This window comes from Actinomyces sp. HMT 175 (assembly GCF_016694895.1).
In the GTDB taxonomy this organism is placed as follows: Bacteria; Actinomycetota; Actinomycetes; order Actinomycetales; family Actinomycetaceae; genus Actinomyces; species Actinomyces oris.
In genome coordinates this window covers 613,975-637,526 of record NZ_CP068012.1, presented here as the reverse complement: position 1 = coordinate 637,526, position 23,552 = coordinate 613,975, and the positions used below count along the sequence as shown (strand labels likewise).

Sequence of the window (23,552 nt, the reverse complement as noted above, 5' to 3'; positions counted from 1 at the left end):
TGCTCTCCGCACTTGCTCACCCGAGAGCCTGCAGGCACCAGGGAGAACGATCAGCTCCCCTCGGGTTTCGGCCCATCCGGCGCGAGCAGCTGCCTGAGAGTGGCGGCCGCGCCCTCCACATCAGCCCGGCCGGTAATGAGCTGCTCGACGATGAGACCGAAGGAGACGCTCTGGATGAGGGAGGCCAGCTGATCGGGACTCAGACGGCAGGAGATCGTCCCCACCCTCTGCCCATTGCGACACAGGCGGGCAAGACCTCCGTGGATGTCCCGGTAGCTCTCCTGGACCAGGACGCTCATCTCGGGATCACGGGTCAGCTCCCCCCAGGCGTGGTAGGCCAGAGGCGCCCAGGAGCTCAGACCGACGTCGTCAGAAACCCCAAGAGCCTCATCCTGCCGGCCCGCCTCTGAGTCGTCTGCCGCCCCGTGCCGCCGGTAGTTGAGCAGGGTGAGCGCCTCAATGAAGTCCCGTTCGAAGTCGAGAGGCTCGTCGGACTCGGCGATCCGCTTGATCCGCTCGGCGAGCGGCCCCATGCGCCGGGTCAGGACCGCCCGAATGAGGGATCGCTTGCCCTCGGGGAAGTAGCGGTAGACGGTCGACGACGACATTCCGGCCGCGGCGATGACCTCGTCCATGGAGGCGGCCTGGAAACCGCTGCGCGCGAAGCACTCCTCGGCGGCCTGCAGGATCCGGTCGGTCTGACGCTCCCGATAGGCGGCAGTCACTCGTGGCATGAGTTCAGGATAAGCGACTCAGAGCACACTCCAAATCGAAACGATCGTTGTTGACTAGCCGCCACACACTCCCTAGACTCCCGAACGCAAACGAAAACGATCATTTTGATATGGAGGTCGCAATGACATCCTCAGAGGCATCCGCCCTCAAGGAGCGGACCGAGTCGGCACAAGAGACACAGGAGGAGACGACCGTCATGACCGCGCGGCGCCCCAGTCGCCGTGCAGTCATGGTCAGCGCCGTTCTCACTCAGCTGATGATCGTCTTGGACCTGACGATCATCGCCATCGCCCTGCCTCGGATGCAGGACGACCTGGGGATGACCGTGTCCCAGAGCCCGTGGACGGTCACCGGCTACAGCCTGGCCTTCGGTAGCCTCGTGCTCTTCGGGGGAAGGCTCTGCGCCGTGGCGGGTATCCGCCGCTCCTACCAGGTGGGACTGATTGGCTTCGGGGTCGCCAGCCTCGCAGCCGGGATGGCGACCTCCTTCCCCATCTTGCTGGTGGCCCGCGTGGCCCAGGGCTGCTTCGGCGCCCTACTGGCCCCCACCTCGCAGGCGCTGCTCAACGTCACCTTCACGGAGCGCACCGAGCGAGAGCGGGTCTTCGCCGTCTTCGGTGCCACTGCCGGACTGGGCGCGGCCATCGGACTACTCGTCGGTGGGGCCCTGACCGACTGGTTCAGCTGGCGCTGGGCCCTCTACATCAACATCTTCCTGGCCGCCGCCGCCCTGCTCATCGGGCAGCGCAGCCTTCCGCCGGCCAACCAGCGCGACCGCGGCTCGCGCATCACTGATGACCTGAGCGGCCTGGTCCTGGGCTGCGGAGCCTGCTTCAGCGCCGTCTACGGGCTCGACCGGGCCCAGCAGACCTCCTGGACCTCCACATCGACCGTCAGCTGGCTGGCACTCGGCGGCATCGCCGCGGCGCTGTTCGTGGTCCGCGAGCACCTCGCGAGCCGCCCGGTGCTGCCCCTGTCGATGATGGCACTGCCCGTGCGGGCGGCCTCCTACGCCACGCAGTTCATCGCCGGCGCCGCACAGATGGGGGCGATCATCTACCTGACCTACTACATGCAGAACCACCTCGGTTACTCGCCCTTCAAGAGCGGAGTCGTCTTCCTCCCGATGGTCTTCGCCCTGATCGCGACCGCGATCCCGGCCGGACGCGTCATCGTGCCCAGGCTCGGGGCGCGCGGCACCCTGCCCCTGGGGGTGGCGGTACTGGCCGGTTCCTTCCTCATCCTCTCGCGCATGACGACGGATTCGACCTACTCCCAGGTCGCCCTGCCCGGCCTCATCGTCTTCGGGATCGGCTTGGGGCTGACGATGCCGGTCACCTTCAACTCCGGCACGCGCGGGGTGGACGCGAAGCGGACCGGGCTGGCCTCAGCGATCCTGAGCGCGGCCCAGCAGATCGGCGGTTCCTTCGGAGTGGCACTCATGACCTCTTACGCCACCCAGCACGCCGAGGACTACGTGACCGAGCACACCGAGGAGGTCAAGGCGGCCGCCATGGAGGCAATGATGCGGGCTCAGGCCCTGCCGCAGTCGCCCGCAGGCAAGCGGATCATCGAGTCCCTCAAGGCCGAGCTGATCGACCGGGCTCAGATCGAGGCCTACTCCGGCGGCTTCTCGATGATGGCCTGGGTCCTGGCCGGCGCCGTCGTCATCCTCGTGGCCTGTGGGATCGGCTTGAGCCTCCGCCGTCGCCGCAGGCGGTAGCGTAGGGGCCACTGCCTCACGGCCGACCTCAGGAGACCTCATGCCTGCCCCGCTCTCGCGCACTGACTCCACGCTCGTCATCGGGCTGGGACGCTTCGGCTCGGCCGTGGCCGCCACCCTGGACCGGCTGGGGCGCGAGGTGCTGGCCGTGGAGGCCAATCCCGCCACCGTGCGCCGGTGGACCGGCCGCATCCCCTTGGTGGAGGCCGACGCCACGGACGTGGAGGCCCTGGAGCAGCTGGGCGCCACCGAGTTCGGCACCGCGGTCGTGGGGGTGGCGACCTCCCTGGAGGCCTCCGTGCTCATCACCGGCAACCTCGTGGACCTGGAGACCCCCCAGATCTGGGCCAAGGCGATCTCCCGCGCCCACGGCCGCATCCTGCGCCGCATCGGCGCCCATCACGTCGTCTACCCCGAGTTCGACGCCGGTCAGCGGGCCGCCCACCTCGTCTCGGGCCGCATGCTCGACTACATCGAGATGGAGAAGGGCGGCTTCACCATCGTCAAGATGCGTCCGCCCACGGAGCTGCACGGCTTCACCATCGGCCAGTCCAAGGTGCGCTCGCGCTACGGGGTGACCGTCTTCGGTCTCATGAGCCCGGGCGAGCCCTTCGAGTACGCCACCCCGGACACCCTGGTGTCGGCCGAGGACGTGCTCGTCGTCGGCGGGGACGCCGCCCTCCTGGAGCGCTTCGCCAACCGCGCATGAGCCGGCCGGGCACCCCCTGACCCAACGACGCGCGTCAGAAGTGCGTCAGAAGGCGGCCACCTGGGAGCGCTTGGCCTCGGCGGCGCCGTCGGCCTCAGCGGCCACGGCCTGAAGATCCTTGCCGATCCCGGCGGCGCCGTAGGCGCCGAGCAGCCCCTCGACGAAGGGCGCCGCCGACAGGCGCGTCCGCTCAGCGAGGGCCGGCTCGAGCATCTCCAGAGCCATCTCGGCGCTCATGATCCCGCTGCCCAGGTCAGCCAGGACCAGGACGCCCTCGCAGCGCTCGGCCAGGCGCTCCACGGCCTCGACGACAGCCCCGGGGTCGGTACCCAGCCCACCGTCGGCCAGGCCCGCGGCCAGCTCGACGGGGACGTCGACGGCCACGATGAGCCGGCGCGCCAGGTCCATGGCGGCCTCGGCCAGGGCCCGGGAGTGGGAGACCAGGACGATGCCGACGCTCACGGCACTCACGACGCTCTCCCTGCCACGACGTCGTCGAGGGCTGTCAGCAGCAGGACGGTGGAGGCGGCACCGGGGTCGATGTGCCCCACCGAGCGCTCCCCCAGGTAGGAGGCCCGTCCCTTGGTGGCCACCATGGGCTTGGTGGCCTCGCGCCCCTCGGCGGCGGCCTGCGCGGCGGCCGCGACGCCGGCGGCGAGGTCGCCGGGGTGGGCGCGCAGGGCCTCCAGGGCCGGGCTCCAGGCATCGAGCATGGTCTTCTCCCCCGTGGTGGCCCGCCCCCGTGCGGCGAGTCCGCCGACCCCGGCCTCCAGGGCGCCCGCGAGCGCCTGGGCGTCGAGCACCTCCAGGCCGGCCACGGCGCCCCCGGCGCGCAGGAAGAAGGTGCCGTACAGGGGCCCGGAGGCGCCGCCGACGGTGGAGACCAGGGTGGTGCCGACCTTCTTGAGCAGGGCGTCGGCGCTGGCGAAGCTGCCGGCCTGCACCGCCTCGGCGGCGGCGGCCAGGCCGCGCTTCATATTGGTGCCGTGATCGGCGTCGCCGATGGCGGCGTCCAGGTCGGTGAGCTCCTCGGCGTGCTCGGCGATGAGTGCGGCGCTACGGCGCACCCAGGCAGCCAAGTCCGCCACGCTCAGCGAGTGGCGGGCGGCTCCCACCTCTGCGGTCATGTCGCTTCTCCTTACAGTCTCCTTGGGGTGCCCGCAGGCGATCGGGCACCCCGATTGTGTCAGGTCCTCACGCTCCCCAGCGCAGGCCGGGCGTGTTGACTGGGGCGTCCCACAGGCTCAGCAGCTCGGCGTCGGCACGCACCAGGGTCAGGGAGCAGCCGGCCATGTCGAGGCTGGTGATGTAGTTGCCCACGAGGTTGCGGGCCACGGTGATCCCGGCACCCTCAAGGAGGCGGGCGATCTCCCCGTACATGAGGTAGAGCTCGAGCAACGAGGTGGCGCCCATGCCGTTGACCATGGCAATGACGCCCTCGTCGGCGCCGGCACTCTCCAGCTCGGTGAGCGCGGTGAGCTCAGCCAGGATGGGGGTGACGAGACGCTCAGCGATCTCAGCGGCGGGGGCGATCTTCTCGCGGTGGCGTCCGGGCTCGCCGTGGATGCCGATGCCGATCTCCATCTCGCCCTCGGGCAGGTCGAAGGAGGGCTTGCCGTTGGCCGGGACGGTGCAGGAGGTCAGGGCCATCCCCATGGACCTGCCGGCGGCGTTGACGCGTGCGGCGATACCGGCGACCTCGTCCAGCGGGCGTCCCTGCTCGGCGGCGGCGCCGGCGATCTTCTCCACCATGACGGTCACGCCCACGCCGCGGCGTCCGGCGGTGTAGAGGGAGTCCTCGACGGCGACGTCGTCATTGGTGACGACGCTGGCCACCTGGATGCCGGACTCGGCGTCGACGATCTCGGCGGCCATCTCGAAGTTCATGACGTCGCCGGTGTAGTTCTTGACGATGTGCAGCACGCCGGCTCCACGGTCGACGGCGCTGGTGGCGGCCACCATCTGGTCGGGGACCGGGGAGGTGAAGATCTCTCCGGCGCAGGCGGCGTCGAGCATGCCGGTGCCCACGAAGCCGCCGTGGAGGGGCTCGTGCCCGCTGCCTCCCCCGGAGATGATGGCGACCTTGCCCTGCTCCTTGTGTCGGCGGCGGTAGACGATGTGCTGGTCGAGGTCGACGTCGAGCTCGTGGGGGTGGGCTGCGGCCATGCCCCGCAGGGCGTCCGTGACCACGTTGTCAACGGCGTTGATGAGTTTCTTCATGGTGCTGACGCTACCGCGCCACGGGCCCGCGTGGGGCGCCTCGGGCACTGAGGACCTCGCCCCGTGCACATCGGTGCAGGCTGCCGAGGACTTGTCGGGGCGGATGCGCGCCGCAGCGGCCGGCGGCCCCTCCCAACGCGCCGCAGCGGCTGGCGGCCCCTCCCAACGCGCCGCCCCAGCGGTGTCACCCCCTCGCCCTCCTCAGCGTGAGCGCGGCCACCACCCGGCCTGGGCGTCACCCGCAGAGATTCTGGGGACTATCTGGGGAGGCCCTTTTTTCGCGGCACCATCGAGTCGATTACGGGCAGGATAGGGGTATGGATCTGTCCGTCGTCGCCGTCGTGGCCACTATCGCAGCCGGTGTCTCCATCCTGGTCGCCGTTGCCGCCGTCTTCGCCGCCCGGCGCTCGACGGCGCATGCGGACCTGGCCCTCAAGGAGGCCTCACGGATCTCCCGGGCGAGTATCTCGCGGATCAACGAGGTCCAGTCCGAGGCCAGCTCGGCCCGCCTGGCGGCCCGTCACGCCGCCGAGCGGCTGCGCTCGATGACCAAGGAGCGCACGACCCCTGACAGCGTCGCCGCCTACCGGGTCTTCCTGCGTGAAGTCGTCGAGGACTCCAAGCACCTGCTGGGCCCCGAGGGCACCGGGACGATGAAGAATGAGGCGCTGGACCGCCTGCGGGTGGGGGCCCTGGTGGGTGGCTCGGACGAGGTGCTGCGCGCCATGCGGAACTTCGCCCTCCTGCGCACTCAGCGGCCCGAGGCCCCGTGGCCGAGTGCCTACGCCATGGCCTACGCGCGCCTGGAGTCGGACCTGGTCACCGCGATCCGCAATGACCTGGGATCCTCCGAGGAGTCCCTGACCGCCGACCAGATCTGGGGCGCGGTCAACGCCCGCTGTGTCGACCCCGCCTTCCGGCTGGCCCTGCTCAGTCCTCTGGAGGACGTGCTGCGCAACGCCGGACAGGACCCGACCCACTACGACCTGGACCACATCGCCAAGTTCGCCGACTACCCGAGCCCCGCCTCCCCCGCCGGGGCCACCCGGGCCAGTGGAGTCACTGGAGCCACAAGGGCCGTGCCCTCGACGGACGGCGCCCGCGCCTCCGGCTCCGAGCCCCGGCGGCGCTCACGCCGGGCGCGCAACCGGGTGGAGCGGAGGGCCTCGGAGGCGCCCTCCAGGCCGGCCGCCGCCCCGGTGTCCGACGCCGATGTCGTCTGGCCTCCGATCACCCCCGGGCGCCGGGGCGGGCGAGCAGCGGCTCCGGCACGCTCCATGACCATTCCCGAGCCGGCCCGGCCGGTGGTGCCAGCAGCGCCTGCGACGACGACCGCCACCACCGGCTCACATGCGCCGGTGCCCGAGCCATCCTTCTCAGCCGCCGCCCTGGGCGAGCGCCCCGGCGGCGCGGAGCCGCCGGATCCAGCGGCTGCCGCCCCCATCCTGGAGCCGCGGACAGACGCGCCCTCCGGGCCGTCCACCGACTCCCTGCCCGAGGCCCCGCTACAGGCAGCCGGCGCCCAGTCGGCGCCACCGGAGCAGACCTCCGCACCTGAGGGCCAGCCCCAGCACTCCCCCGCGGGCCCGAGAAGTCACCGGGAGCCCCAGGCGCCCAGGAGAGTCTTCGAGGACCCGACCCCCAGTCGCATCTCCCGGCGTCGACGGACCCAGGCCGCCCTGTCTGGTTCCTCCATGCAGGCGGCCGCGGCCCCTGACGCCATCACGGTCACGGGGACGGTGACAACCTCGCCCCTGTCCGCCTCCGTGGCAGCGACCTCGGGAGCGTCGACGGCCTCGGCCAACACCGAGGAGACCGAGCCGGTTCTCGCCTCGACTCCCCCCGGGACGCAGACCGGGCGCCACACCACCGAGGCGCCCGCCTCACCGATCGCAGCGGCCGCTGCCGCCGGCGCCGCACCGGCAAGGCCCCAACCGGCCCAGCCGGCCCAGCCGCGCCCCAAGCACACCGGTGCCCAGGCGAACCCGCCGGCCGAGCGCCAGGTCGGGTCACCAGTGAGGGCCGTGGCTGTATCCGCGCAAACCGTCACCGTACCCACCGGACCCACCGGGCCCCAGCCCTCCTCGGCCGCGGCAGCCGTTGCGATTCCGGCCGCGGCCGCAGGCCCGACGGCGGCCACCGGCTACGGGTTCCTACCGCCCCAAGGAAGACCCCAGGCACCCGGGAGCGCCGGCCATCCCGTCCCCACACCGTCGGGCCCGCCCATCCTGACCGCCTCCCAGCAGGCAGACCAGTCCTCGGCAGTGGCAGCCGCCGGCGCCGTCCCCGCCGACGCCGTCGGATCCCACCGGAAGGCAGCGGTCACAGTGAGCACGGCTGGCACAGCCGGCACAGGTAGGACCGCCAGCACCGCCGCCCCGGCCGGCCCCGAGCAGGGGACCGATCCGGCGATGCAGGAGACCATGACCATTCCCACCAACCCCTCTGCTGCGACAGCCATCCCGACGGCGACGTCCTGGTCCTCGGCTGCGCCGCCCCTGCAGGACTCCGGTCGGCTGCCGCGCGCCCGCGGCGCCTGAGTCCACCTGGGTTGTTCTTCCCATCCCAACCCCGGCTTGATGTGCCGGCCTGCGTGGCAGAATCCAGGTGTCGGAGGTCGAGGGGCCTGCGCGGAAGGGAGCTGGTGTGGGCGTCTTCGCCTGGTGCGCGATCATCGGCTGCACCGTCCTGGTGGCCGGCATCCTGTTCGACGGACTGCTGGACGCCCTCCTGCCCGACGGGCTCGTGCCGATCCTCGCTCTGCCTGTGGCCGTGTTCGGCGCCATCGGCATGGGGGTGACGGCGACGACGGGCTCGGCCGCAGCGCAGGTGCCGGCGGCGGTGCTGTGGGGCGTTCCCACCGCAGCAGCCCTCGGATCCGGTGCACTCATGCGCTGGCTGTGGAACCGGCTCAGGCGCTCCATGCCGTTGGACACGGCTCCGCCCACCGCCGCCGAGCTGGTCGGTGAGAAGGTCACCGTCCTGTGGTGGAAGGACGGCAGCGGTGAGGTTCGCGCCGTCACGCGCGGCCACCAGCTCACCTTGCCGGCGCACTCCGAGCAGCCGCTGCGCTCGGGGCAGAGCGCCTGGGTGCTCGACGCCATCGACTCCACCCTGGCCATCGTCCCCTGGGAGCAGATCAGCGACTGAGCCCACCGGAAGCCGCTGACGGACCGCACCCCACCTGTTACTGCGCCGTCTGCCCACCATTCTCCTTCATCCCATCTTCCCGCACAGAAAGGAACCCGCATGGGTGTATCACTCATCGGCCTGATCGCCATCGTCGCCATCATCGTGCTGGCGGCGGTCGCCTACCTGTTCAGCCGCATCGTCGTCGTCCCCTCCAACCTCACCGGTCTGATCTCCGGATCGAACCGGGGCACGGTCAAGATCGTCCACCCCGGTGGACGCGACTTCGTCCTGCCGGTCATCCAGACCATCCAGTACCTGCCCTTCACCCAGACCACGATCGGCTTCAAGGTCACCGCCGAGGACGAGAACAAGATCAACGTCAACGTCGCCGCCGTGGCCGCCGTCAAGGTGGGCGACTCCGACGAGCAGGTGCGCGCCGCGGCCAAGCGCTTCCTGGGCAAGCCCAACACGGACCAGGCCATCGCCGACTCCGCACGGGAGGCGCTCATCGGCTCCCTGCGCTCGATCATCGGCCACATGACGGTCACCGACCTCATCTCCGACCGCGACGCCCTGCAGCGCAACGTCTTCGACGACGCCAAGAGCATCATGGCCAACATGGGTCTGGAGATCGACATGCTCCAGGTCTCCGAGATCACCGACGCCGGCGGTTACATCGAGTCCCTGGGTGTGCCCGAGCAGCAGCGCGTCGAGAAGGACGCCCGCATCGCGCGGGCCAACGCCGAGCGTGAGGCCCGCGACGCCGAGGTCACCTCCCGCCAGCAGATCGCCGAGCGCGAGCGCGACCTGTCCCTGCGTCAGGCCCAGCTCAAGGCCGAGACGGACAAGGCCCAGGCCGACGCCGACTCCGCCGGCCCGATCGCCCGCGCCGCCAAGGAGCGCGAGATCGCCATCATCGGACAGGAGGCGGCCGAGGCCAAGGCCGCCCTGACCGAGCGCGAGCTGGACTCCACCGTGCGCAAGCCCGCCGACGCCGCCCGCTACCAGCGCGAGCAGGAGGCTCAGGCCTCCAAGACCGAGGCGCTGCTGCGGGCCCAGGCCGACGCCGAGCGCACCCGTCTGGACGCCGAGGCCCAGGCCCAGGCCACCGTGGCCCGCGCCGAGGCCGAGGCCAAGGCGACCGCCGCCCGGGCCCGCGCCGAGGCCGAGGCCATCGCGGCCCGAGGCCAGGCCGAGGCCGACACGATCCGTGCCGCCGGTGAGGCCGAGGCCAAGGCCATGAGTGACAAGGCGGACGCCCTGGCCAAGTACGGCGAGGCCGCCACCCGCCAGATGCTGCTGGACAAGGCCCCCGAGATCGCCCGGGCCCTGAGCGAGCCGCTGGCCAGCGTGCGCGACCTGTCGATCATCTCCACCGAGGGCGCCTCCGCCCTGCCCAAGGCGGTGGCCAACAACGTCGAGCAGCTCGATCTCATCCTGCGCAGCCTCGTGGGCACCGGACTGACCGATATGGTGGGCAGCCACCTGCCGGGCTCGGACACCTCCGCCGACCACGCCGGCTCCGCTGACCACGACGGCGCAGCCCCGGCCACCGTCGTCGAGCACTCGGAGCACTGACAACCGGTAGGTCTGAAACAAATCGAGATCATCCACGTGGCCGGGTGCGGAATATGTCCGCTCAACCGCACCCGGCCACGTAGCATGTCCCCGTCATTACGCACAGTCAGTACCGGGCAGGTCATCATGCGTCGTCGCATCTTTCTCACCGCCGCACTCGGCGCCACCGCGGGCGCCGGCGCCCTGTCCCTGAGTGGCTGCGCGGACGTCCGCCAGCGCATCGCACGCACCCTGACCCCTCAGCCCCCCACCGTCCTTCACGCGTCACTGTCCACGCTCCCGAAGGCCCCCTCCATCCCGACCGACTTCGGCGGTGAGGCGGTGTGGCCCCTGCGCGTCAAGGAAAATCAGAACCACCCCTGGCCCACCAACGCGATGATCGAGACCGTCCACGGCTCCTTTCTCATCGCCTATGACGTCAACAGCGACGACGAGACCGCCGGTCTGTCCGGCGACCGCCCCATCCTCGTTGACCTCAAGGGGCCGACGACCTACGGCATCGTGCCGGAGGACTCCGAGCACGGGTATCGCATCGAGCCGATGACCGTTCCCCCCGTCGGCGGTGTTCCCGCAGGCAACCCCATCGCCCCCAGCCCCGGCACACTCGTCACCGAGCAGTTCACCTGCGCCGCCACCTGCGACGACGAGTTCGCCTACCTCATCACCGGCCGCGAGGACGTCCTCGACGAGCGCCCCGAGAACCGGGGACGAGTCAGTCTGCTCAAGATCCGCCTGGCCGACCGCCGAATCGTCGCCAGCGCGCTGCTCGGGGAGAATCTCGCCCTCAAGGCGAGGGAGTCGACCTACCGCGCCGGCTCCTCGATCACGCTGACCTCCCACGGCGCCGACCTCCTGGTCACCACCAGCGTCCCGCACCGGGCCCTGCGGCTGTCTGCGAAGGACCTGTCCGTGCAGTTCGACCTGGCCTCCGTCACGTCCCAGAGCTTCTGCGCGGTGGCCGGCGGCGAGGCAGTGGCCCTGCTCGGTGACGACGCGAAGGTCCACACGGCCATCGTCACGCTCGCCGACGGCCTCACCCACCCCATCGAGAACCTGAGCGCACAGCTCGTGCACCGGGGCTACCTCTACGCCACCGACAGCCGCACGAAGGAGCCGCCCTACCCCGAGGTGAGCATCAACCTCACCACCGGTGAGCGCACCAAGCTGACGGACCTGCCGGTCGACACGGAGGACAAGCACCCCACCCTGACCGCGAGCAACGGATACGTCATCAGGAGGACCGACCACATCCAGGTCCGCAAGAACGGCTCGGCGACCGCACTGCTGACCCGGGAGTCGACCGAGGAGGAGTCCTACCAGAGTGCGGCGATCTACGGCTCCATCCTCTACCTCACCCTCAATGGAGGCCGCCTGCACCTCATCGACCTGGACACCGGCGAGGTGATCTCACAGTCCCCGACCGGCGGCCAGCACGAGATAGTGACGGTGACGCCCTACGGGTTCTGCAACGAGAGCGCCTTCTACCCGGCCACCGCCTGGAAGTCCTGAGCCCGCCACCACTGACGCCCCCGAAGCGCTCGGGCACTCAGATGTCCTCGAGGCTCTCACCCTTGGTCTCGCGGGCCAGCAGGTAGATGAAGCCGCCCAGGACCAGCATGACCGCGAAGAAGAGGAAGGCCGGGAAGACCGCCGCCAGCGGGTGCGCCAGATCCTGAAGGCTGCCGGAGCCGATCATCACCCCCATGAGCAGGGGCCCGAGGATCTTGGCGCTCGCGCCGATGCCGTATCCCAGGCCCAGCCCCGTGCCCCGGGCACCGTTGGGGAACTGCTCGCCGCCGAAGGCGTTGAGGATCCCGAAGGCGCCGTCGCCGAAGCCCATCGTGAGGCAGATGCCGGTGAAGAAGACGATCCACGAGGTCTCCCAGTGGGCGGAGAGGGCCACGATGACCGCTCCGAGCGCCCCGATGAGACCGAAGGAGAACACGGTCCAGCGCCGCCCGATCCGGTCGGCGAGCCAGGCCGAGGCCAGGCGGCCGAGCAGATCCACCAGGGAGACCCCCATGAACAGCGTCCCCACGGCGTCGGCGCCGATATCGGCGAAGCCGACCTCCAGGAGCGTCTGCCCCCAGGACTGCACGGTGAAGGAGCCCAGGATGAAGCAGAAGGAGCCCACCGAGACGATGAGCAGGGGCCGCAGGTGCTTGCGCAGCAGCTCGCCGTAGGCGATGCGCGGCCCGGTCCGCACCGGCGGCAGGGCTCCGACGTCGTCGGGACTCAGCTCCAGGGCCCAGGCGATGGACTCGCGGGCCTCGCGCTCGCGCCCGTGGGAGAGCAGGAAGCGGGGCGACTCGGGGACGATCCGAATCCAGGCCAGTAGGAGGATCGGGACGGCCCCCAGCGCGATGAGGCCGCGCCAGTTGTCGTGCAGGAGCCGCTGCGACACAGAGCCCAGGAAGAGCCCCAGCGGGATGAATACCGAGCCCAGTCCAGCCAGCAGACCGCGCTGCCTGGTGGGCACGAACTCCTGGACGTAGGGGATGGAGACGATGTTGAGGCCCCCGACGCCCACTCCGACCAGCACCCGCAGCAGGGCCAGCATCATCCACCAGCCCGTGGGGGTGAACACCGAGGCCAGGGTGAAGACGGTGAAGATCAGGACGCACCAGAAGAAGGTGCGCCGTCGGCCCATCCGGTCGGCGGCCCAGCCCCACAGGACCGCGCCGAGCACCGTGCCCAGCCCGGAGCAGGCCAGGATGACACCGGTCTCGAACCCGCCCAGACTCCACTCCTTCTGAAGCTGGACGACGGCGAAGCCGATGAGGAACATGTCGAAGAACTCAGAGATGTTGGCGACGATCGCCAGAGCGATGATGCTTCGCTGATGGCCCGTCAGGGGCCGGGAGTCGATCTGCTCCAACGCGCTCCCGCGCTCCGCCGGCGGCGCCGCGCGCCCTCTTGCTGTACCCATATGCGGCCCAATCTACGGGCAAGAGCACCCGCCTGCGGGAACAAGCCCCCGAGTGTGAAAGACACACGCGCTCACGTCTGTACTTGCCCGCCCCCGCGGAAGCGGGAAGGATCACCCTTGATGCCCGCCCGCGGATGCACCGCGATGCACCGACAATGCACCATCGTCACGGCGCCCGTGGCCGCGAGCAAGACGCACCCTCATGCACAAGGAGTCCTCAGTTATGAGCACTGAGCCGCTGCTCACCGACCTCGACCGTCAGACCATCGCGGTGTCCAAGGCCCTGGCCGCCGACGCCGTGGAGAAGGCGGGGTCGGGCCACCCCGGTACGCCGATCTCCCTGGCCGGGGTGGCGTGGCTGCTCTACCAGCGTGAGATGGTCCACGACCCGGCGGATCCGGGTTGGCTGGGACGGGACCGGTTCGTCCTGTCCATCGGGCACGCCTCGCTGGTGCAGTACATCCAGCTGTTCCTGGCCGGATACGACATCGACCTGGAGGGCTTCACGGCCTTCCGCTCTCCGGCCGGCCTGCCGGGCCACCCCGAGTTCGGAGAGGTTCCCGGGGTGGAGACCACCACGGGCCCGCTGGGGGCGGGCTTCGCCAACGCGGTGGGCCTGGCCATGGCTGCGCGCCGCGAGCACGGGCTGCTCGACGCCGGCACCCCGCTGGGCGAGTCGGTCTTCGACCACTTCGTCTACACGGTCCTGGGCGACGGCTGCATGCAGGAGGGCGTGTCCTCGGAGGCCGCCTCCCTGGCCGGCACCCAGCAGCTGGGCAACCTCATCGCCATCTACGACGACAACGACATCTCCATCGAGGGCAACACGGACATCGCCTTCACCGAGGACGTCTCGGCCCGCTTCGAGGCCTACGGCTGGCAGGTGCTCGACGTCGACTGGCGCACCGGCCCCGACGGCTACGCGGAGAACCTCGAGGAGCTGCACAAGGCCATCGTCGCGGCCCGCGCCGAGAGCGCGCGCCCGTCGCTGATCCGCCTGCACACCATCATCGCCTGGCCCTCCCCGACCAAGCAGGGCCAGGAGTCCTCCCACGGCTCCAAGCTCGGAGCCGAGGAGGTCGCCGGGCTCAAGCAGGCCCTGGGCCTGGACCCCGAGCAGAGCTTCATCCTGCCCGAGGACGTCGTCTCCCACGCCCGCAAGCAGGCCGCCGACAACGCCCGGGCCGCCCGAGCGGACTGGGACGCGCGCTTCGCGACCTGGCAGCAGGCCAACCCCGCCGGCGCCGCGCTGCTGGAGCGCCTTGAGGCCCACCGCCTGCCCGAGGGCCTTGAGGAGGCCCTGCCGACCTGGGAGGTGGGTGAGTCGCTGGCCACCCGTGCGGCGTCGGGCAAGGTGCTCTCCGCCCTGGCCGGCGTGGTGCCCGAGCTGTGGGGCGGGTCGGCGGACCTGGCCGGCTCGAACAACACGACCATGGCCGGGGAGCCCTCCTTCCTGCCCGCCGGCCTGGCGCAGTCCGAGGGCGACGGGCCCTTCGGGCGCACCCTCCACTTCGGTGTGCGCGAGCACGCCATGGGCTCGATCCTCAACGGGATCGCCCTGGACAGGCTCACCCGCCCCTACGGGGGCACCTTCATGGTGTTCTCCGACTACATGCGCCCGGCCGTGCGCCTGGCGGCTCTCATGGGGATCGGCCCGGTCTTCGTGTGGTCCCACGACTCCATCGGGGTCGGCGAGGACGGCCCCACGCACCAGCCCATCGAGCACCTGGCGGCGCTGCGCGCCATCCCCGGCCTGTCCGTGGTGCGCCCCGGGGACGCCAACGAGACCGCCGCGGCCTGGGCCGAGATCCTGCGCCGTCATGACGAGCCGGCCGGCATCGCCCTGTCGCGTCAGAACCTCACCGTGAGCGCCTCCGCCACGGCCGCCGCCGAGGGCGTGCGCCGCGGCGCCTACGTCCTGGCCGAGGCCACCGACACCGATGGGCACCAGACGGCCCCCGAGGTCGTCCTGATCGCCACCGGCTCCGAGGTCGGCGTGGCCGTGGCCGCCCGGGACATCCTCCAGAAGGAGGGCACCCCCACCCGGGTGGTCTCCGCCCCCTGCCTGGAGTGGTTCGCCCAGCAGGACGCCGCCTACCGGGAGCAGGTGCTGCCGGCCGGCACCGCCAGGGTCGCCATCGAGGCGGGCATCGCCCTGGGCTGGCACGAGATCGTCGGCGACGCCGGCGAGATCGTCTCCATCGACCACTACGGTTCCTCCGCCCCCGGCACCGCCCTGTTCGAGGAGTACGGCTTCACCGGGGACAACGTCGCCGCGCGGGCTCGCCAGGCGCTGGCCCGCACCCGCGGCTGACCCCCACTGCCCCATCGCCACCGAGCCGGGCATCTTTCGAGTCGTCCTACGGTCTTTCTGTAGGGCCACGCGAGAGGTGCCCGGCTCGGCATGAGAGGAGCACATGTCACGGGGGTACCCCTCCCCATGAGGAGAGAGTGACCTGACGGTCAAATGCGGGCAGGCTGGGACCCGGTCGCGCCACCTGGCGCACTGCGACACCCATCCCCGAATACAGAAAAGGCCGTCTCTCATGAGCGCACAGCAACCCGCCCAGAACGACCCTCAGATCCCTGACAGCGAGGACTCCGGCAAGGACCAGCCCCTGCGCACGCGCTACTACTACCTCATCATGACCATCATGGTCGTGATCGGCGTCGTCATCGACATCGCGATCTTCATCGGGATCATCACGAACGCCGAGGGGAGGGTGCGCATCCCCTACCTGGTCTTCATTCTTCCCGTTGTCGGCGCTCTGGCGATCGGCAGATTCGCCGACGCGGCCCTGGCCAAGAAGTCTCCCCACCTGGTACCCGGCTACGCGGCCCCGTACTTCCAGGGAGGGCAGGTCCCTCAGCAGGGCCAGTACGGACAGCCCCAGTACGGACAGCCGGCAGCCCAGCCGACGGCGCCGCAGAGCACCGGCTACGGCCAGGTGCCCGGCCAGCAGGCAGCTCGGACCGCTCCGCAGCAGGCCCCGCACGGCGAGCAGCAGCCGGGCCAGGTGCCGCCGTCGGGCCAGTACGGTCAGGATTCCCAGAGCCAGCAGCCCCACGGTCAGGGAGGGCAGCCCGGGCAGAGCGGCCCGGTCGGCTACTGAGGCCCGCAGGACGCCGATGTCGAGGTCTGAATAGATGTCGGTGGGGCCCGATACTCTCCGGTCATGCCCGCATCGAAGAGCCCCAAGGCACCCAAGGTCTCCTACTGCTGCACCGAGTGCGGCTGGTCCAGCCCCAAGTGGATGGGCCAGTGCCGGGAGTGCCGCGAGTGGGGAACCCTGGAGGAGACTCAGGTCTCCGACTCCCCGGGTGGGGGCGCCGGCGGGGCCCTGGGCGCTGCCGGCGCCGTGCGACCGACCGTGGCCGCCCGCCCCATCGGGGAGGTCAGCGCCACGGAGGCCAGGGCCCGTCCCACCGGGGTGGGTGAGCTGGACCGGGTCCTGGGCGGCGGGATCGTGCCGGGGGCCGTTGTGCTGCTGGCCGGCGAGCCCGGCGTCGGCAAGTCCACGCTGCTGCTCGACGTCGCCGCGAAGGCAGCCGCTGTGGCTCGCGAGCGCGGGGACGGGCCGGTCCTCTACGTCACCGGTGAGGAGTCGGCCTCGCAGGTGCGGCTGCGGGCCGAGCGCATCGACGCTCTGGATCCGGGGCTGCTCCTGGCCGCGGAGACCGAGCTGGGGGCCCTGCTGGGGCACGTGGAGGCGGCCGGTCCCTCCCTGCTGGTGGTGGACTCGGTTCAGACCATCGCCTCAGCGCAGGTCGAGGGCAGTGCCGGGGGCGTCACCCAGGTGCGGGCCGTGGCCGGTGCACTCATCGCGGTGGCTAAGGAGCGCAATATCCCGGTGCTGCTCGTGGGTCATGTGACCAAAGACGGTGGGATCGCCGGGCCCCGGGTCCTGGAGCACCTGGTCGACGTCGTCACCCAGTTCGAGGGGGACCGTCACGCCCGCCTGCGGCTGCTGCGGGCCGTCAAGAACCGCTACGGCCCCACCGATGAGGTCGGCTGCTTCGACCTGGGCGAGCGCGGCATCGTGGGGCTGGCGGACCCCTCGGGCCTGTTCCTGTCCGCCGCCCGCTCCGAGGTACCGGGCACCTGCGCCACTGTGACCCTGGAGGGGCGCCGTCCCATGCCGGTGGAGATCCAGGCGCTGGTGGCCCCCACCAACGCCGGGTCCCCGCGTCGCACTACCTCCGGGGTGGACCACTCGCGCACGGCCATGGCGCTGGCCGTTCTCAGCGCCCGGCTGCGGGTGGACACCTCCAGCGCGGACGTCTACGTCTCCACCGTGGGCGGGGCCCGCGCCGTCGAGCCGGCCACGGACCTGGCGGTGGCCATCTCCGTGGTCTCGGCCGCGCGCAACCTGCCCACACCTGCTGGCCTCGTGGCCTTCGGCGAGGTGGGGCTCACCGGTGAGGTGCGGGCCACTGTCGGTATCCAGCGGCGCCTTGCGGAGGCCTCCCGTCTCGGCTTCGACCGGGCGATCGTGCCGCTGGCGGGCTCGGCCGAGCTGCGCGAGGTCGCCGGGATGCAGGTGCTGCCGGTCGCGCACGTGGGTGAGGCCATGGGGGCGGCACTCCCACGCGGCTGACAGGACAGTACGGTCACCATGGGCAAGCACATACAGCACAAGCGGTGGAGGCAGTACAGGCAAACGCAGACAACGCCGGAGCCAGGGGCGGCCACGGGAGCCGAACAGGTGACGTGACCGTCATGGATCGGCCGGGCGCCGCCAACAGACCGACTGGTCCAGTGTGGGAAGGCCCTCGCCGAAGGTCGGCCCGGCTGCCGATACCATGGGAGCGTGAGCACCGGGGCGTGCGCTCACCTGGATGCCGCGAGACCGGAGGGTCCCGAGCGCGGTCCGCCCCGGCAAGTTCACTGTGCGATCCCTTCCCCAGGACACCGCGAGATCAGGAGAGATGATGATCGAGGCCGCTGGCCAGCTGCACGAGACGCTTGCGCTCGTTGCTCCCGGCACCGTCCTTCGTGACGGACTGGAGCGGATCCTGCGCGGACGTACCGGAGCGATCATCGTGCTGGGCTTCGACCCGGTGGTGGAGGCCATCTCCTCGGGCGGCTTCCACCTGGACGTCGAGCTCTCCGCCGCCCGCCTGCGCGAGCTGGCCAAGATGGACGGCGGCGTCGTCGTCGACATGGACACCGCCCGGATCCGGCGCGCCAACGTCCAGCTGCTGCCCAACGCCTCGATCCAGACCTCGGAGACGGGCATGCGTCACCGCACCGCCGAGCGCGTAGCCCGCCAGACCGGGTACCCGGTCATCTCCGTGAGCCAGTCGATGCGGATCATCTCCCTGTACGTGGACGGCAAGCGCCACGTCCTGGAGCCCAGCGAGTCGATCCTGGCCAGCGCCAACCAGGCCCTGTCCGCCCTGGAGCGCTACAAGGCCCGCCTCGACCAGACCTCCGCCGGCCTGGACTCCCTGGAGATCGAGGACCTCGTCACCGTCCGTGACGTCACCTCGGTGCTCCAGCTCATGGAGATGGTCCGCCGCATCTCCGCCGACATCGACTCCTACGTCCTGGAGCTCGGCACCGACGGGCGCCTCCTGGCCCTCCAGGTCGAGGAGCTCACCCGGGGCCTGCTCGCCGAGCACGGCTTCCTCCTGGAGGACTACCTGCCCGAGGGCCTGGACACGACCACCGTCGATGCGCGCCTGAAGTGGGTCGGCTCCCCCGCCCTCCTGGACCTGGCGATGGTGGCGCGCTCCATGGGACTGGGCGGCATCGACGGCCAGGACCTGGACGCCCAGGTCTCCCCGCGCGGCCTGCGGATCCTGTCGAAGATCCCGCGCCTGCCCGTGGTGACGGCGCGCGCCGTCGTCGAGCAGTGGGGGTCCCTGCAGGGGGTCCTCGGAGCCACCATCGAGGAGCTCGAGGCCGTCGAGGGCGTAGGCGCCCAGCGAGCCCGGACCCTGCGCGACGGGCTGTCACGGCTGGCGGAGATCTCCGTCGTCGAGCGCTACTCCTGAGCTCGTCGGTCGCCAGGCCTTTCCGGCGGCCGCCCCGGCACCCGCCTGCAGAAAGCCGTCAGCCGACGACGAAGACCCGGTCCTCAGTGAGGTCCTTGTCCCCCATGACGAAGCGGAAACGATAGGTTCCCGCGCCCGCGGTGCTGCCGGGGGCGGTCTGCGCCTGACCCGCCGAGGGGCTCGCGGAGGAGGAGGCAGTGGCACTCGGCGTCGAGGAGGCCGATGCGCCTGCCGGAGAAGCCGGGGAGGCCGGTGCCGCGTTGGCCGCTGCGCAGTCGGAGGTGGCCGCGTTACCGTTCCAGGTCACGTTGACATCGGCGCCCTTGCCCGCAGGCAGGAGGAGGGCCTTCTCGGTCTGGCCCACGGGGCAGGTGACAGAGTCCCACACCTGCTGGGAGCCCGAGGAGACCCGCACCCCCAGGGCCTGGCTGCCGACGTCGATCAGGCAGGGTGCCTGGCCGCTGTTGACCAGGGAGATGGAGAAGGTCGCCCCAGCACCGACACTGACGGACTCGGGCCCCTGCACTGTGCTCTTCAAGGTCGAGGGGTCGCACTTCCCCGGCGTGGGGTAGACGGTGTGCACCTGGGCGGCTGCGCGCTCCTCATCCTGGGTGCGGATGGTGTTGCGGACCCAGAAGTAGCCGACGGCGATGGTCACGATGAGCAGCAAGAGGACCAGTAGGACCCCACCCAGCACCAGGGCACGGCGCAGACCGTAGCGGGGCTGAGGCGGGACCGGCTTGCGCAGGCGCCCACTGCGAGGCTGGTCCGGGCCCTGCGGGATCGAGTCGGGGGCTCCGGTCAGCCGCCCGCCGCCGATATGGGTCCACTGGAGGCCCGCGCCCCAGCTGTGTCGACGACGATCGGAGCGAGCGGCCTGAGTCGAGCTCGTCCGGGAGGAGCGAGCGGTTCCCGGAGCGGCCTGCCGTGAGCGAGGCGTCGAGGTCCCCTGGCCGCCCTGGGGGGGCCGGCGGTTCTTGCCGCCCCGGGCCGGCGTGCCCGATTGCCCGCTGGCGGGCCGGCCCGTCTGCCCCGAGTGCAGGGGGCGTCCGGTCGACTTCGTGCCCGAGGCGCGACCGCCGCGTCCCCTGGTCTGGGAGGATCGAGGCGTCCCGCCGGAGCGGGACGAGGAGGACTGTCCGGCACCCGACCGCGGCCCGGCGCCGGAACCACCTTGCCGGTGGGGCCGGGACTGGGAGCCCGAGGACGAGCGTCCCGATGAGGAGCCTGCGCCGCGACGGGCCGAGCCTCGTCGTCCTGCGCTTTCCCCATGGTTGCGTCCGCGTCCTTTGGCCATGGTCACGACTCTACCGGCGCCACGGCCCCGGGCCCGTGAGCGCCCCGCCCCGGCGATGCGCGAGGCCGATGAGACCTTCGTCGTTGTCCGCACAAACCCCAAGCGCATCCCTGGCCGGCTACCGGGGCGGTCCGCACAGCGGTGGCCGGCTAGGGAAGCCGGTAGGTGGCGCCGTCGTCGTCGGTGGCGATGAGCCCGTCGGCCAGGAGGGTGGACAGGGCGCGCACCGGCTGCTCGGGGTCGCGAGCACCACCGGAGGCCCGCGTCCCGGCCCTGGCAGCGCAGGCCCTGAGCTCAGCAGCCTCGACGCACTGCCCGTCGGGGGCCGCGCGCAGGCGGGCCATGACCAGCCCCCGGGCCTGGCGGTCGGTGCCGTGCCAGGCCTGGGTGCGACGCCGGCCCGCGTGGACGTCCACGGGGCGGCCGGCCGCCAGCCAGGCGCAGCCGGCCTGCCACGGGCAGGCCCCGCAATCCGGATCGCGGGCGGTGCACACCAGGGCGCCGAGCTCCATGACGGCCACCGACCAGTGGGCGGCGGTGGCGTCGTCGTCGGGCAGCAGACCCAGTGCCCGCTCGCGCTCGGCCCGGTTGAGGCTGGGGGCAGGAAGGGCCTGACCGCCGACAGCGCGGGCCAGGACCCGTCTGACATTCGTGTCCAGCACGAGGGCGCGCCGACCGTGGGCGAAGGCCAGGACCGCACCGGCCGTGTACTCCCCCACCCCGGGCAGGGCAAGGAGGGCGTCCAGGTCATCTGGCAGGACGCCGCCGTGCTGCTCGACGACGCTGCGGGCGCACTCGATGAGCCGCAGGGCCCGGCGCGGGTAGCCCAGGCGACCCCAGACCCGCAGCACCGCAGCGGTGGGGGCTTGGGCGAGCTCGGCGGGACCGGGCCAGCGCCGCATCCACTCCTGCCAGGCAGGGACGACGCGAGCCACCGGGGTCTGCTGGCTCATGACCTCCGAGACGAGAACCTCCCACGGCGTCGTACCGGGCCGGCGCCACGGCAGGTCGCGGGCGTGGGCGTCGTACCAGGTCATGACGTCCTGCGCCGAGGTCGCAGCAGTGAGCGTGTCGTCAGGGGCAGGGCGGGCGGGCACGGGGACACCGTAGCGGCAACGGCTTGGGCGAGGCCGGATGCCTTCGTCACCGGCCGGCTGAGAGTCGTCGCACTCCTCGCGATCGTAGGGTAGGCAGCCGGTTCGTACCCTTACCCTACGAAGCCGAGGCTTAACCTACGATCGCGCGGACGTACCCGTCTCCTGGGTGTAACCGCGGGCCACTGCCCAGGTCCAGATACGCTCCAGTTCGGCATCGCCCCGGCGCACCATCATGGACCTCGACAGACCGCGACGAGTCAGCCCCGGCAACCAGACGGCTCGCCCTTGAGGGACCCTGACGTAGGCTCGGGCGCTCAGGCTCACGCCGGCAGCGTCCCCGGCGTCCCCGGCGAGGAGGGCCAGGACGATGAGGACGAGCCCCAGGAGAATCACCAGCAGCGGGGGCGCACTGGGGCGCTTGACGAATAGGTCGCTGCGGGAGCGGGGCCAGGGGATGTCGCGCCGGAAGCCGAGAACTCGCGTGTGGATGCCGCTGGAGTCGAATTCGGTCCGCATGGACATCATCATCGGAACCGGCACCAGGAGTATCAGCCCGGTGATGAGCATGGTGAGGCCGAACGTGGAATCGTTCCCGCCGCCAACGATGGCTCTGAGCCCGAGCACCAGGAGCAGCAGTCCGACGGCGCCACACAGGACGAGCACGATCCAGCCGGACCCGGTTGCGGCGGTACGGCGGACCAACCTGTCGGTCACCGGCACAGCGGATGCTTGCTCGGGACGATGCACCGGCGGCGTGAACGTCCGGGCCGCGGGGATTCCCTGGAGCGCAGCGACGGGAACGGGGACCGGAGGGGCCGATGGCTGCTGGCAGTTCGGTCGGCCGTCGTTCGATCGACCGTCACTAACCCGGCCGTACCCGGCCGAGCCGTACTGACCGGGTGCCCGCTGAGGAGCGCCCCCACCGTAGGGGCGGGGCGGCTCCCGGGCCGGCCGTAGGGAGCGGGCCGGCCGTCGGACGTGCCTGTCGGTGGTTGCGTCATGGGAACCTCTTCATCAAGGCGGTCAGCACCAGATCGTGGGCGGTGGGGTGCCGTGAGCGTATTCCACACCGGCCGCGACCACACCGCCTCCAAGGGCCCAGTCCCCCTCGACCGAGAACGCTGGAGGAGGCTGCGCGTCCTCGACGTCCACCGTGTGCGCCCCGACTCAGGGGCGATTCAGGCCCTGACGGCGCTCCTGCCTCGCTCGGAGCCCCTGCTGGACACCGAGCACGCCGTTGAGCTCGACGTACTCGCCCGTCTCCTGGGTGTATCCTCGCGCGACCGCCCACTCCCAGATGCGGTCCAGCTCGGCGGTGCCCTTCGCCTCCAGCGCCTGGGCACTGACTCCGGACCAGGTCAGACCGGCCAGCACGAATGCCTTGCCGGCGGGGTCGATGACGTGCCCCTCGGCGTAACGGATCTGGACCTTGCCGGCGGCGACGCCCAGGGCCGCCGGCGCACCGGGGACCTTGACGAACAGCCCCGTGCGCGACCGCGGCCAGGGAATATCGCGGCCCCTTCCGCCGGCCCCGATGTGGATGCCCGTGGCGTCGAACACCGTGCGCACCGACATGAGGAGCAGGATACCGAACAGCAGGAACAACCCGAGGAGCAGCAGGATGACGAAGGCACTGATCGTGCCCTTGTCCCCGAGATGAATGAGGTTCCAGACCGCGCCGGCCAGGCACACCAGCCCAAAGCCACCGCCCACGAGAAACTGGATACGGCTGGAGGTCGTCGCCGTGGGCTTGAGGACCAGCCTGTCCTGTTCCACGGGGATGGGGCCGAGCCGGGAGGGCTGGTACTCGTGCTGCGGGGCCGAGGAGGACTGCTGCGCGCCCGCGACGCCGTAGGAAGCCGCCTGAGGCCCTGCGGGCTGTCCGGCCTGCTGACCGTACTGGGCCTGAGGTCCGGGGTGACCGTACTGCACAGCTCCGACCTGACTCGTCTGGCCGTACTGGGCTTGAGGTCCGGGGACACCGGCTTGACCGTAGGGGTTCTGCTGGGCGGGGGCACCGTACTGGCCGGGCTGACTGTAGGGGCCGTTGGCCGGTGGCTGGCTCATGAGCACTTTCCTCGATGGTTCTTCACATGCGCGGAGTCCTGATCGGACCCGGACAGGATACCGAG

The 23,552-nt window shown here is 71.1% G+C and carries 19 protein-coding genes; 10 read left to right on the top strand and 9 right to left on the bottom strand.

Annotated features, from left to right (window positions below):
• Positions 1-50: 50 nt before the first annotated feature.
• Positions 51-734, bottom strand: coding sequence for a TetR/AcrR family transcriptional regulator (locus JJJ14_RS02630; protein WP_201444624.1), 684 nt, complete (start codon positions 732-734; stop codon positions 51-53).
• Between the two features lie 122 nt (positions 735-856).
• Here JJJ14_RS02630 and JJJ14_RS02625 point away from each other — a divergent pair, with 122 nt between their 5' ends.
• Both JJJ14_RS02625 and JJJ14_RS02620 read left to right on the top strand, forming a co-directional pair.
• Positions 857-2,458, top strand: coding sequence for an MFS transporter (locus JJJ14_RS02625; RefSeq protein ID WP_201444623.1), 1,602 nt, complete (start codon positions 857-859; stop codon positions 2,456-2,458).
• A gap of 40 nt (positions 2,459-2,498) precedes the next feature.
• A complete protein-coding gene (locus JJJ14_RS02620) occupies positions 2,499-3,167 on the top strand; it encodes a potassium channel family protein (protein WP_060956685.1) in 669 nt (222 codons plus the stop codon).
• A 45-nt stretch (positions 3,168-3,212) separates the two neighbouring features.
• Here the strand turns inward: JJJ14_RS02620 and dhaM are convergent, their stop codons facing one another.
• From dhaM to dhaK, 3 genes are all read right to left on the bottom strand, one after another.
• Entirely contained in the window at positions 3,213-3,638 is a 426-nt protein-coding gene (gene dhaM, locus JJJ14_RS02615; RefSeq protein ID WP_060956686.1) for a dihydroxyacetone kinase phosphoryl donor subunit DhaM, read from the bottom strand.
• Positions 3,635-4,294 (bottom strand): dihydroxyacetone kinase subunit DhaL, encoded by a 660-nt coding sequence (dhaL, locus tag JJJ14_RS02610; protein ID WP_201444622.1) that lies wholly within the window; start codon positions 4,292-4,294, stop codon positions 3,635-3,637. The genes dhaM and dhaL overlap by 4 nt, the downstream gene beginning before the upstream one ends.
• 67 nt (positions 4,295-4,361) lie before the next feature.
• A complete protein-coding gene (gene dhaK / locus JJJ14_RS02605; RefSeq protein ID WP_201444621.1) occupies positions 4,362-5,387 on the bottom strand; it encodes a dihydroxyacetone kinase subunit DhaK in 1,026 nt (341 codons plus the stop codon).
• Between the two features lie 317 nt (positions 5,388-5,704).
• Here dhaK and JJJ14_RS12600 point away from each other — a divergent pair, with 317 nt between their 5' ends.
• From JJJ14_RS12600 to JJJ14_RS02585, 4 genes are all read left to right on the top strand, one after another.
• Positions 5,705-7,927, top strand: a complete 2,223-nt coding sequence (locus JJJ14_RS12600; protein ID WP_236592890.1) for a hypothetical protein — start codon at positions 5,705-5,707, stop codon at positions 7,925-7,927.
• Positions 7,928-8,033: 106 nt separating this feature from the next.
• Entirely contained in the window at positions 8,034-8,537 is a 504-nt protein-coding gene (locus tag JJJ14_RS02595; protein WP_201444620.1) for a nodulation protein NfeD, read from the top strand.
• Between the two features lie 99 nt (positions 8,538-8,636).
• Complete coding sequence (locus JJJ14_RS02590; protein ID WP_075378849.1) at positions 8,637-10,097, top strand: flotillin family protein; 1,461 nt, start codon at positions 8,637-8,639, stop codon at positions 10,095-10,097.
• Positions 10,098-10,223: 126 nt separating this feature from the next.
• Positions 10,224-11,606, top strand: coding sequence for a hypothetical protein (locus JJJ14_RS02585; protein WP_236592889.1), 1,383 nt, complete (start codon positions 10,224-10,226; stop codon positions 11,604-11,606).
• Between the two features lie 37 nt (positions 11,607-11,643).
• Here JJJ14_RS02585 and JJJ14_RS02580 read toward each other — a convergent pair whose 3' ends face one another.
• Positions 11,644-13,026 (bottom strand): MFS transporter, encoded by a 1,383-nt coding sequence (locus JJJ14_RS02580; RefSeq protein ID WP_101559847.1) that lies wholly within the window; start codon positions 13,024-13,026, stop codon positions 11,644-11,646.
• Between the two features lie 223 nt (positions 13,027-13,249).
• On the opposite strand from JJJ14_RS02580, the gene tkt reads away from it, so the two are divergent.
• From tkt to disA, 4 genes are all read left to right on the top strand, one after another.
• The gene (gene tkt / locus JJJ14_RS02575; RefSeq protein WP_201444618.1) at positions 13,250-15,340 is read left to right on the top strand and encodes a transketolase; all 2,091 of its coding nucleotides are present in this window, start codon (positions 13,250-13,252) and stop codon (positions 15,338-15,340) included.
• Between the two features lie 232 nt (positions 15,341-15,572).
• A complete protein-coding gene (locus tag JJJ14_RS02570; RefSeq protein ID WP_201444617.1) occupies positions 15,573-16,139 on the top strand; it encodes a hypothetical protein in 567 nt (188 codons plus the stop codon).
• A 63-nt stretch (positions 16,140-16,202) separates the two neighbouring features.
• Positions 16,203-17,624, top strand: coding sequence for a DNA repair protein RadA (gene radA, locus JJJ14_RS02565; protein WP_075375338.1), 1,422 nt, complete (start codon positions 16,203-16,205; stop codon positions 17,622-17,624).
• A gap of 331 nt (positions 17,625-17,955) precedes the next feature.
• Complete coding sequence (gene disA / locus JJJ14_RS02560) at positions 17,956-19,026, top strand: DNA integrity scanning diadenylate cyclase DisA (protein WP_101559851.1); 1,071 nt, start codon at positions 17,956-17,958, stop codon at positions 19,024-19,026.
• Between the two features lie 58 nt (positions 19,027-19,084).
• On the opposite strand, the gene JJJ14_RS12595 is transcribed toward disA, so the two are convergent.
• From JJJ14_RS12595 to JJJ14_RS02540, 4 genes are all read right to left on the bottom strand, one after another.
• Positions 19,085-20,323 carry a hypothetical protein gene (locus JJJ14_RS12595; protein ID WP_236592888.1) on the bottom strand — a complete coding sequence of 413 codons (1,239 nt, stop codon included), beginning with the start codon at positions 20,321-20,323 and terminating at the stop codon, positions 19,085-19,087.
• A gap of 149 nt (positions 20,324-20,472) precedes the next feature.
• The gene (locus JJJ14_RS02550; protein ID WP_101559853.1) at positions 20,473-21,420 is read right to left on the bottom strand and encodes an A/G-specific adenine glycosylase; all 948 of its coding nucleotides are present in this window, start codon (positions 21,418-21,420) and stop codon (positions 20,473-20,475) included.
• A gap of 135 nt (positions 21,421-21,555) precedes the next feature.
• Positions 21,556-22,134, bottom strand: a complete 579-nt coding sequence (locus JJJ14_RS02545; protein ID WP_233431794.1) for a hypothetical protein — start codon at positions 22,132-22,134, stop codon at positions 21,556-21,558.
• A 453-nt stretch (positions 22,135-22,587) separates the two neighbouring features.
• Positions 22,588-23,487: a hypothetical protein gene (locus JJJ14_RS02540; protein WP_201444616.1), complete on the bottom strand. Its 900-nt coding sequence runs from the start codon at positions 23,485-23,487 to the stop codon at positions 22,588-22,590.
• Between the last annotated feature and the right edge of the window lie 65 nt (positions 23,488-23,552).